Genomic DNA, 11,285 nt, shown 5'->3' with positions numbered 1-11,285 from the left:
CTGCAAGAGCCAGATAAAGAGATTTTGCAATTTGAAGCAAAAGAACAGCTCGCTGATATTGAAGTTGGGGATTACATTGAAGAGCAAATTGAATCACTAGAATTTGGAGGTATTGGCGCGCAAGCTGCTAAGCAAGTCATCTTGCCACGTATTCGTCATCCTGAGCGTGAACAACTTTTGAATGATTCCCTTGAGCGTGGCCAAAAGGTGATGACTGGCACTGTGAAGCGAGCTGACAAAAATGGTCTCATTATTGAATCCGGCCGTGTAGAAGCATTATTGCGTCGCGATCAGATGATTCCAAAAGAAAATCTTCGCTCTGGCGATCGTGTGCGTGCTTACATTCTGAAAGTTGATCGTGAAGCTCGTGGCCCACAAATTGAGCTCTCTCGTACATGCCCAGAGTTTTTGATCAAGTTATTTGAGAACGAAGTTCCAGAAATGGAGCAAGGCCTTCTAGAGATTAAGGGTGCTGCTCGTGATCCTGGTATTCGCGCAAAAATTGCTGTGATTACTTATGACAAGCGGATCGATCCTATTGGTACTTGTGTCGGTGTACGTGGTACACGCGTTACAGCAGTGCGTAACGAAGTGGCTGGTGAGGCGGTCGATATTGTCTTGTGGTCTGAAGACCCTGCTCAGTTTGTTATTGGGGCTTTGGCTCCAGCTCAAGTATCTTCAATTGTGGTTGATGAAGAGCGCCACGCTATGGATGTGGTGGTGGATGAAGAGAACTTGGCGATTGCGATTGGCCGTAGCGGACAAAACGTTCGCCTTGCTAGCGATTTGACTGGTTGGCAGATCAATATCATGACTCCAGAGGAGTCTGCCGAGAAAACTGAAAAAGAAGCTTCATCTGTACGTCAATTATTCATGGATAAGTTGGACGTTGACCAAGAGGTTGCTGATATCTTGATCGAAGAAGGCTTTAACACATTGGAAGAAGTGGCCTACGTGCCATTGTCCGAAATGTTAGAGATTGATTCATTTGATGAAGATACTGTGAACGAGTTGCGTACTCGTGCACGTGACTCTTTGTTGACCATGGAATTAGCTAAAGAAGAGCGTATTGGTGAAGTATCCCAAGATTTGCGTTCACTCGAAGGCATGACTCCTGAGTTAATTGCAAAACTTGCTGACAACCAAGTACATACCCGTGACGACCTTGCTGAATTAGCTGTTGATGAGCTGGTAGAGGCGACACAAATTGACGAAGAAACTGCGAAAACGCTCATCATGAAAGCGCGCGAACATTGGTTTACTTCATGAGAGGAAGTAGTAGATGGCAACAACAACAGTAAAAGTACTCGCCAAGGAACTCAAAAGAACTGCGGCTGACCTCTTGGAGCAATTGAAGGCAGCCGGAATCGAGAAGAGTTCTGAGGATGAGAGCATTACCGATAAGGACAAAACAGTCCTGCTTGAGTATTTGCAAAAAGCACACGGCAATGCTGAAGCAGGTGCGCGTAAAAAAATCACGTTAATTAAGCGTGAGAGTTCTGAAATACGTCAAGCTGACTCTGCTGGACGGACGCGCACTGTGCAGGTGGAGGTCCGTAAAAAACGCGTTTTAGTAAAGCGTAGTGATGAAGCTGGAGCTCCAGCTGAACAAGCACCTCCAAAAGTTGAGAAAACTTCAGCTCCTGCCAAGCCTATTCTTTCTGAAGAAGAATTAGAAAAGCGCGCAGCTGAAGCAACTCGTCAAGCTGAATTATTGGCACGCCAAGAAGCAGAAATGAAAGCTGCTGAAGAGGCGCGTCAAAAAGAAGTTTCTGCGCCAGCTGACAAAGAAGTAAAAACAAGCGAACAAGGGCCTGATGAAGCAGCTGCAGCTGCTGAGAAAAAAGCGCAAGCAGATAAGGCAGCTAAAGATCTGGCAGCCGCTAAAGAAAAGGAATTGGCTGATTTACGTGCACGCCGTGCAGCTGCTGAGGCTGAGGCTTTGGCTATTCGGGACATGATGAGTGCGCCCGCTCGTGTTTTAAAAGCACCGAGTGAAGTGGCAGCAGAAGAAGCGAAAAAAGGTACCTTGCATAAGCCAACAAAGGCAGAAGGTTCTGAAGATAAGAAAAAGCCTGCAAAAGTAGGCGGCAAAACTATCAAATCTTCCGAAACATCTTCCACCTGGCAAGAAGAGGGTGTGAAGAAGCCAGGGGGTTTAAAAACTCGTGGAGATACTTCTGGTGGTGTAGGAGGTTGGCGTACTGGCGGTGGTCGTAAAAAGCAGCGCCAAGTTGCTGAGGCAAATGTTGACTCTAACTTCCAAGTTCCAACAGAGCCCATTGTTCGTGATGTTCATGTTCCTGAGACTATTACTGTGGCCGAACTTGCTCACTCAATGGCAGTCAAGAGTGCTGAAGTTATTAAGCTTCTGATGGGTATGGGTCAAATGGTGACCATTAATCAGGTGCTTGATCAAGATACGGCGATGATCATTGTTGAAGAAATGGGTCACCGTGCACATGCTGCGAAGTTGGATGATCCAGATTTAGATTTAGGCGCAGAAGGACATGATGCCGAGTTGTTGCCGCGTCCACCTGTCGTGACAGTCATGGGTCACGTTGATCACGGTAAAACTTCTCTGCTCGATAAAATTCGTGCAGCAAAAGTGGCTTCTGGTGAAGCGGGTGGCATCACCCAGCATATTGGCGCTTATCACGTTGAAACACCGCGTGGCATGATCACATTCTTAGATACGCCAGGTCACGAAGCCTTTACGGCAATGCGTGCTCGTGGTGCTAAGGCCACGGATATTGTGATTCTGGTAGTGGCTGCTGATGACGGCGTTATGCCGCAAACAAAAGAAGCTATTCATCACGCAATCGCTGGCGGGGTACCGTTGGTGGTTGCTATTAACAAAATTGATAAGCCAGAGGCTAATTCTGAACGCGTTAAAACTGAATTAGTAGCCGAGCAAGTTGTGCCTGAAGAATATGGCGGTGATGTGCCGTTTATTCCGGTGTCTGCAAAAACAGGCGAAGGTATTGATGCTCTGTTGGAAAACGTGTTGCTCCAGGCTGAAATTCTTGAACTCAAAGCACCTCAAGATGCCCCTGCGCAAGGCTTGGTCATTGAAGCGCGTTTGGACAAAGGTAAGGGTGCAGTTGCAACCGTCTTAGTTCAATCGGGAACGTTAAAGCGTGGCGATATGTTGCTAGCAGGCTCTACTTTTGGTCGTGTGCGTGCAATGTTAGATGAAAACGGCAAACCTTGTAATGAGGCGGGCCCATCCATTCCGGTCGAGATTCAAGGTTTGGCGGAAGTTCCTGCTGCAGGCGAGTCTGTCCAAGTGGTTGCTGATGAGCGCAAAGCCCGTGAAATCGCCTTGTTCCGTCAAGGTAAGTTCCGTGATGTGAAGTTAGCAAAACAACAGGCAGTCAAACTTGAGACCATGATGGAAAACATGGGTGAAGGCGCAATTGAAGCCAAGTTGTTGCCATTGATTATTAAGGCGGATGTACAGGGCTCTCAAGAAGCGTTGTCACAATCCTTGCTAAAACTCTCTACACCAGAGGTCAAGGTGCAAATCGTCCATGCAGCTGTGGGCGGCATTACTGAGACCGATGTGAACTTAGCGGTAGCCTCTAAGGCGGTGATTATTGGCTTTAATTCACGCGCTGATGCTGCTGCCCGTAAGTTAGCTGAAAACAATGGCGTTGATATTCGTTATCACAACATTATTTATGACGCCGTTGATGAAGTGAAATTGGCCCTGGGTGGTATGTTGACTCCAGATAAGAAAGAAGAAATTACCGGTCTTGTTGAGATTCGTCAGGTCTTCTTGGTATCAAAAGTGGGTGCAATTGCAGGTTGCTTGGTCGTAGACGGTATTGTGAAGCGCACTTCAAGCGTTCGTCTCTTGCGTGACAACGTTGTGATTTGGTCTGGTGAGCTCGATTCACTCAAGCGCTTTAAAGATGATGCGAAAGAGGTTCGTGCTGGCGTTGAGTGCGGACTCTCACTCAAAGGCTATAACGATATTAAAGAAGGTGATCAGTTAGAGGTGTTTGAGGTGACTGAGGTTGCCCGCTCACTCTAAGTGATTGAATATGCATAAGACTAGTCCACATCGGAACCAGCGTCTTGCTGATCAAATTCAGCGAGACCTGGCCGAGCTCATTCCTCGTGAATTGCGCAGCTCAAGCTTGGGCTTAATTACTTTGCAAAGTATTGAGCTCTCACCAGATTTGGCTCACGCTAAAGTATTCTTTACCGTATTGGGTGCTGAGCCTGAGCATGCGTTAAAAGCGTTGCAAGAAAAAGCAGGTTATTTGCATTCATTATTGTTTAAGCGTTTGCATATTCATACTGTGCCTACTTTGCACTTTCACTATGACAACTCGGTAGAGCATGGCATAGAGATGTCTCGATTGATTGATCAAGCTATTGATAGCGATCGAAGTGATCAATCGAGCGAGAATTCATAAACATGTCTACGCGTATTGATGGTGTAGTGTTGCTGGATAAGCCACTGGGGATGAGTTCTCAGGGTGCAGTGACTGCAGTCAAGCGTGCTTTTCATGCTGACAAAGCAGGACATACTGGCACTCTAGATCCAATGGCAACAGGTCTGTTGCCCATCTGCCTCGGGGAGGCGACCAAATATTCGCAAGACCTGCTTGATGCCGATAAAACATATATCGCACAAATCAAATTTGGCGCTCGTACTGATACGGGGGATGCTGAAGGTTCAATCATCGAAGAAAAGCCTTTGCCAGTATTTGAAACTGCCGGTGCTCTGCAAGCAGCTTTAGATGCCTTGCTCACACAATTTACTGGTCATATAGTTCAATTGCCGCCCATGTATTCTGCGTTAAAGCGTGATGGCAAACCTCTCTACGAATATGCTCGAGCAGGAATTGAATTGGAGCGCACTCCACGAGAGATTACGATTCATAGAATTGCTTGGACCAATATTCAGTGGCCTGAAGCTACTCTAGAAGTGACATGCAGTAAGGGTACATATATACGCGTACTTGCGGAAGATATTGGTCATGCATTAGGTTGTGGCGCGCATTTAGTGGGACTCAGAAGAACAGAAGTAGGGCATCTTAGTCTTGAGCATGCATTTACTTTAGATTCCATTCAAAAGAATGTACATGACAGCTCTAGCTATATTCTCCCGGTGGATGCGTTACTGCAAACTTTGCCTCACTTAACTGTTGATGAGCAGCAGGCTAAACGCTTGGAGATGGGGCAAAGAGTGCCACTCAATTTACCTTCCATTGAGTCGTTGGTGCGCATCTATCGTGCAACGGCTGCACCCCATAACTTTATCGGCACTGCTGACTGGCGCTCTGGGGTATTGCATCCCAAGCGACTGATTTCGCAAGCCTAATAGACCCTTTAGAACGAATTACTTAAACCTTTTATTTTTTAACTTTAGAAGCTTCAAATGACTAAACGCGCACTACGTAACATCGCCATCATCGCTCACGTTGACCATGGCAAAACCACACTCGTTGACCAGCTATTGCGTCAATCGGGCACGTTCCGCTCCAATGAAAAGATCGCCGAACGAGTCATGGACTCAAATGATCTTGAAAAAGAGCGTGGTATTACGATTTTGTCCAAAAACTGTGCAGTCGAATATGACGGCACGCATATTAATATCGTTGATACCCCAGGGCACGCAGACTTTGGTGGCGAGGTAGAGCGTGTGCTATCGATGGTTGATGGCGTTCTGTTGTTGGTGGATGCTGTTGAAGGCCCAATGCCACAGACTCGCTTTGTTACCAAGAAAGCATTGGCATTAGGCTTAAAGCCTATTGTGGTGATTAACAAAGTTGACCGTCCAGGCGCTCGCACTGATTACGTGATCAATGCTACTTTTGAGTTGTTTGATAAGTTGGGTGCAACTGAAGAGCAGTTGGACTTTCCGGTGGTCTATGCCTCTGGTTTGAATGGTTATGCTGGATTAACGGATGATGTTCGTTCAGGTGATATGCGTCCGCTATTTGATGCTGTACTCAAGCATGTACCAGTCCGTGACGATAACCCTGATGGTCCTTTGCAATTGCAAATTACCTCCATTGAATACAGCACCTATGTTGGCAAGATCGGTGTTGGCCGCGTGAATCGTGGCACGGTTAAGCCAGGCATGGATGTGGTGTTTATGGATGGCCCAGATGGCGCGCAACGCAAAGGTCGCATCAATCAAGTATTGAAATTCCGCGGTTTAGAGCGTGAGTTAGTGGAAGAGGCACAAGCAGGCGACATCGTTTTAGTAAACGGTATTGAAGACTTGGCGATTGGAACCACGATCTGCGCTCCAGACGTTCCAGAGGCATTGCCGATGCTCAAGATTGATGAGCCTACCTTAACCATGAACTTTATGGTGAACACTAGTCCATTGGCTGGACGTGAAGGAAAGTTTGTTACTAGCCGTCAGATTCGTGAGCGTTTAGAACGTGAACTGAAATCCAATATGGCATTGCGTGTCAAAGATACGGACGACGATACAGTATTTGAAGTATCTGGTCGTGGTGAGTTACATCTGACAATTTTGGTGGAAACCATGCGCCGTGAAGGTTATGAGTTAGCTGTCTCACGACCACGGGTAGTTTTCCATGAAGAAAACGGCGTGAAGATGGAGCCATATGAAAATTTAACGGTTGACGTTGAAGACACCACCCAGGGAGCGGTGATGGAAGACTTGGGTAAGCGTAAGGGTGAGTTGTTGGATATGGTGAGTGATGGCAAAGGTCGTACACGTCTTGAATATCGTATTCCAGCTCGCGGTTTGATTGGTTTTCAGGGTGATTTCATGACCATGACTCGTGGTAATGGATTGATGAGTCATACATTTGATTCATATGCGCCTGCCAAAGAGGGTATTTTGGGTGAACGCCATAATGGCGTGTTGATTAGCCAGGATGACGGTGATGCGGTTGCGTACGCCCTATGGAAATTGCAAGATCGTGGTCGTATGTTTGTTAGCCCTGGCGATCCATTGTATGAAGGCATGGTCATTGGTATCCATAGTCGTGACAATGATTTGGTGGTAAACCCAATTAAAGGTAAGCAGTTAACCAACGTGCGCGCTTCTGGTACGGATGAGGCAGTTCGTTTAGTTCCGCCGATTGCTTTAAATCTAGAATATGCCGTTGAATTTATCGATGACGATGAATTGGTTGAAGTAACTCCAAAGAGTATTCGTATTCGTAAGCGCTATCTTAAAGAGCATGAGCGCAAAAAAGCTTCGCGCGAGTAAGCGCATTTAAGCTTCACAACAAAAGTCACCTACGGGTGGCTTTTGTTCTTCCATGTTCATGCTACCGATAATTTTTTAGAATACCTACCCAATAAATGAACCACATATTGCCCTCCATTGAACAACGCCTTGCTCAAGAGTTATCCGCAAAATCTAATCAAGTTGCTGCCGCCATTACGCTTTTGGATGAGGGTGCGACGGTTCCCTTTATCGCTCGCTATCGTAAAGAAGCGACTGGGGGGCTTGATGATGCTCAGTTAAGACTTCTTGAAGAGCGATTAACCTATCTAAGAGAGTTGGAGGAGCGTCGGAAAACCATAGTGTCTTCTATTGAAGAGCAGGGCAAGATGACGCCTGAGCTATTAAAGTTCATCATGCTGGCTGAAGACAAGACGCGATTAGAAGATTTGTATTTGCCGTATAAGCCTAAGCGCAGAACGAAGGCACAGATCGCTCTTGAGGCGGGTTTAGAGCCTTTGGCAAATGACCTCCTAACAAACCCACAACTGGCTCCTGAGGTTGAAGCGGCAAAATATATTAGGGAGGCCTTTAAAACTGAGCAGGGCGATAACGCTGGAGTGCCTGATACAAAAGCAGCCCTGGAGGGTGCTCGTCAAATACTCATGGAGCGATTTGCCGAAGATGCGGCACTGGTTCAATCTTTGCGGTCCTATCTGCAAGACCATGGGGTGGTAGAGTCCAAGGTCATTGCTGGCAAGGAACAAGAAGGTGAAAAATTTGCCGATTACTTTGACTATTCAGAACCGATTAAAGCAATTCCATCCCATCGTGCACTAGCATTATTTAGGGGTCGTCGCGAACAAATATTGATGGTCACGTTAAGACTAGATACTGAGGAAGAGAAGCCAAAGTGGGACGCACCACATAATCCGTGCGAATCTCGTATTGCACAGCATTTCAAGATTAAAAATGAAGGTCGTCCGGCTGATGCGTGGTTGGCTGATACCGTTCGTTGGACATGGCGAGTGAAGTGCTCATTGCATCTAGAGTCAGAGCTCATGACTGCGCTGCGTGAACGTGCAGAAACAGAAGCGATTCATGTCTTTGCGCGAAATTTGAAAGATCTTTTGCTTGCCGCCCCGGCTGGCCCTAGGGTGACTATTGGTTTGGATCCCGGGATGCGTACTGGAGTGAAGGTTGCTGTAGTTGATGCAACGGGCAAAGTAGTGGATACCGATGTGATTTATCCACATCAACCAAAAAATGATTGGGCAGGCTCACTATTGACGCTCGCTAGGTTGGCGGAAAAACATCAAGCTACATTAATATCGATTGGTAATGGCACGGCTTCGCGTGAGACCGATAAGCTTGCACAAGACTTGATTAAGGCAAAACCAGAGCTTGGCCTGACAAAGATTGTTGTCTCAGAGGCAGGTGCTTCCGTTTACTCAGCATCTGAGTATGCTTCAAAGGAATTGCCTGGGATGGATGTATCACTCCGAGGTGCGGTATCCATCGCACGTCGCCTACAAGATCCGCTAGCTGAACTTGTCAAAATCGATCCAAAATCGATTGGAGTAGGGCAGTACCAGCATGATGTGATGCAAACGCAATTGGCAAAATCATTGGTGGCAGTAGTAGAAGATTGTGTCAATGCCGTAGGCGTAGACGTGAATACTGCTTCGGCGCCATTGCTGGCGAGGGTTTCTGGTCTGAGTGCGACCGTTGCTGAAGGTATCGTCGCGTACCGAGATAGCAAAGGGGCATTTAAATCAAGAATGGATCTTAAGAGCGTGCCTCGCTTGGGAGAAAAAACCTTTGAGCAAGCTGCGGGATTTTTACGCATTATGAATGGGCAGGATCCACTGGATGCATCTGCGGTGCATCCCGAATCCTATCCATTGGTTGAGAAAATTTTGAAAGATATAAAAAAGGGTGTCAAAGAAGTGATTGGTGATACCTCACTTCTCAAGTCACTCTCTCCAGAGAAGTATGCCGATAGTCAGTTTGGGGTGCCAACTGTCACCGACATTCTGAAGGAACTAGAAAAGCCTGGACGCGATCCTCGACCAGAATTTACTACCGCTACCTTTAAAGAAGGGATTGAAAAGATCAGCGATCTTAAGGCGGATATGATTTTGGAGGGAGTGGTAACGAACGTGGCTGCCTTTGGCGCATTTGTGGATATTGGAGTGCATCAAGATGGTTTGGTTCATATATCTGCGCTCTCAAATACCTTTGTGAAGGATCCCCACAATGTCGTCAAGGCCGGTCAAGTGGTGAAGGTTAAGGTCATTGAAGTGGATGAGAAGCGTAAGCGCATTGCTCTGACGATGCGATTAAATGATGAGGTTTCTAAGTCTGTTGCAAAGCCTGAGCGCAGTGCTGCTTCACGACCCAAACATCAAGAGCCTAGAAAAGCACCTGAAGAGAGAAGGCAGGCCGCCCCTATGAATAATGCCATGGCAATGGCTTTGGCAAAGCTGAAGAAGTAGTATTGGAGGCATGAGAGTAGTTAATTCTGAAGGGGTATCAGGATCGCGGGTTTATTTGCCTGCTGATCAAACTCATGCCAATTTACTTGCGTTTTTTATTGCCCAATTTCCGCATATTGATGCGGATGAGTGGAAACAACGTTTTGCGGATGGGCAAATTTTAGATGACGAGGGTTTGCCACAACAGGCAGATGATCCTTATCAACCTAATACACATTTAATCTACTTTAGAAGATTGGCACGTGAGCCTCATATTCCATTTGAAGAGCACATTCTTTTCCAGGATGAGCATCTTGTCGTGGCGGATAAGCCGCATTTCTTGCCAGTAACGCCTAGCGGGCTCTATCTACAGCAAACCCTCTTAAATCGCTTAAGAAAGAGGACGCAAATATCCACTTTAAGTCCCATTCATCGCATTGATCGGGATACTGCCGGCGTGGTCATCTTTTCGGTTCGACCGGATGAGCGGGCGCAATACCAAAATCTATTTCGAGATCGTGTAGTTCAAAAAACCTACGAAGCTATTGCTCCTTATGTCGCGTCATTAGCTAAGCAATTGCCAATGACGTATGAAAGCCGCTTAGAAGAGTCTGAACATTTTTTGCAGATGCGAGAAGTTGCGGGTGAAAACAATGCAGATACGTGTATTGAATTACTGGAAGTAAAGAATCCCTGGGCTCGGTATCGCTTAAAACCAGGCAGTGGCAAGAAGCATCAACTGCGATGCCACTTAAATGCTCTAGGAGCTCCCATTAAAAACGATCAGATCTACCCTGTTTTGACACCCTATCAAGAGTTTGAGTTAGATTTTTCAAAGCCTTTGCAATTGTTGGCAAAAGAAGTGGTCTTTGTAGATCCCATTACAAAAGAAATGCGCAAATTTAGGAGTGAGCAAGAATTAAGATTATGATGATAGATAGATACTGATGAATCAATGAGATGAATTAAGCCAAAGGAGGCGTTTGTAATGAGTAATGAAGAATTAGGACCAGATGGATTGCCTGGCCACGATTATTTTTTAGATGCTGTTAATCATATTGATGAGGCAGTGAAAAACAACACGATTGCTATTGGTGCTGCTAAGGGAATTGTCTTTAGTCTTGTTGAAACGCTTGGGGCAATGGTCGGAGACCCGGATCTGCCCAATCATCTGAAGTCAGGTTATATGGGAGCTCTTGATTTGGCTGCCGAACTTGAAGCAAAGTTAGATAAAAAACGCTAGATTGATTTTGCACTACTTGATAGGTGATATAAGGGCAACGAAGGTTGCCCTTACTTATTGTCTGGTTGGATTTAAAATAACGCTTCAATGCTATTGATTCAATGTCCATGACAAATATTTCTCAGAAGCGCCTTGCCGTGGCTCCCATGATGGAGTGGACCGATCGTCATTGCCGCTCTTTTCATCGCGCTTTAACTAAAAAGGGTGTTCTCTATACCGAGATGGTCACCACCGGCGCATTAATACATGGAGATGTGCCCCGTCATTTAGATTATTCGCATGACCAACATCCAGTGGTATTGCAATTGGGGGGATCAGAGCCTGCCGATCTAGCAAAGTCTGCAGAATTGGCGCAGCAGTGGGCTTACGATGAAATTGACCTTAACTGTGGCTG

At 46.3% G+C, this 11,285-nt stretch carries 9 protein-coding genes; all 9 read left to right on the top strand.

The genetic code is table 11. The annotated features are described in order from the left end of the window. A partial coding sequence (nusA, locus tag KIH43_RS07120) for a transcription termination factor NusA (RefSeq protein WP_297719225.1) occupies window positions 1–1,269 on the top strand: 1,269 nt, incomplete at its 5' end. Window positions 1,270–1,282: 13 nt separating this feature from the next. Further along, a complete protein-coding gene (gene infB / locus KIH43_RS07115; protein WP_297719222.1) occupies window positions 1,283–4,039 on the top strand; it encodes a translation initiation factor IF-2 in 2,757 nt (918 codons plus the stop codon). Window positions 4,040–4,049: 10 nt separating this feature from the next. Then, on the top strand, window positions 4,050–4,427 hold the full coding sequence (rbfA, locus tag KIH43_RS07110; RefSeq protein WP_296969158.1) for a 30S ribosome-binding factor RbfA: 378 nt from the start codon (window positions 4,050–4,052) through the stop codon (window positions 4,425–4,427). 2 nt (window positions 4,428–4,429) lie between these two features. Continuing rightward, a complete protein-coding gene (truB, locus tag KIH43_RS07105; protein WP_297719219.1) occupies window positions 4,430–5,338 on the top strand; it encodes a tRNA pseudouridine(55) synthase TruB in 909 nt (302 codons plus the stop codon). 57 nt (window positions 5,339–5,395) lie between these two features. Beyond that, window positions 5,396–7,213, top strand: a complete 1,818-nt coding sequence (gene typA, locus KIH43_RS07100) for a translational GTPase TypA (protein WP_297719217.1) — start codon at window positions 5,396–5,398, stop codon at window positions 7,211–7,213. A gap of 104 nt (window positions 7,214–7,317) precedes the next feature. Beyond that, window positions 7,318–9,669 carry a Tex family protein gene (locus KIH43_RS07095; protein WP_297719228.1) on the top strand — a complete coding sequence of 784 codons (2,352 nt, stop codon included), beginning with the start codon at window positions 7,318–7,320 and terminating at the stop codon, window positions 9,667–9,669. A gap of 10 nt (window positions 9,670–9,679) precedes the next feature. Beyond that, entirely contained in the window at window positions 9,680–10,579 is a 900-nt protein-coding gene (locus KIH43_RS07090; RefSeq protein WP_297719215.1) for a pseudouridine synthase, read from the top strand. 57 nt (window positions 10,580–10,636) lie between these two features. Further along, on the top strand, window positions 10,637–10,891 hold the full coding sequence (locus KIH43_RS07085; protein ID WP_296969168.1) for a hypothetical protein: 255 nt from the start codon (window positions 10,637–10,639) through the stop codon (window positions 10,889–10,891). 101 nt (window positions 10,892–10,992) lie between these two features. Continuing rightward, a partial coding sequence (locus tag KIH43_RS07080; RefSeq protein WP_297719212.1) for a tRNA-dihydrouridine synthase occupies window positions 10,993–11,285 on the top strand: 293 nt, incomplete at its 3' end.

This window comes from Polynucleobacter sp. (assembly GCF_018500155.2).
Taxonomy (GTDB): domain Bacteria; phylum Pseudomonadota; class Gammaproteobacteria; order Burkholderiales; family Burkholderiaceae; genus Polynucleobacter.
Note: the sequence above shows the minus strand (reverse complement) of the source record. Positions and strands in the feature narration are given on the sequence as shown.

Excerpts from the sequence above, each read along its gene's own strand:
- infB (WP_297719222.1), top strand. The coding sequence starts at position 1,283 with ATGGCAACAACAACAGTAAAAGTACTCGCCAAGGAACTCAAAAGAACT.
- rbfA (WP_296969158.1), top strand. The coding sequence starts at position 4,050 with ATGCATAAGACTAGTCCACATCGGAACCAGCGTCTTGCTGATCAAATT.
- truB (WP_297719219.1), top strand. The coding sequence starts at position 4,430 with ATGTCTACGCGTATTGATGGTGTAGTGTTGCTGGATAAGCCACTGGGG.
- typA (WP_297719217.1), top strand. The coding sequence starts at position 5,396 with ATGACTAAACGCGCACTACGTAACATCGCCATCATCGCTCACGTTGAC.
- KIH43_RS07090 (WP_297719215.1), top strand. The coding sequence starts at position 9,680 with ATGAGAGTAGTTAATTCTGAAGGGGTATCAGGATCGCGGGTTTATTTG.
- KIH43_RS07085 (WP_296969168.1), top strand. The coding sequence starts at position 10,637 with ATGAGTAATGAAGAATTAGGACCAGATGGATTGCCTGGCCACGATTAT.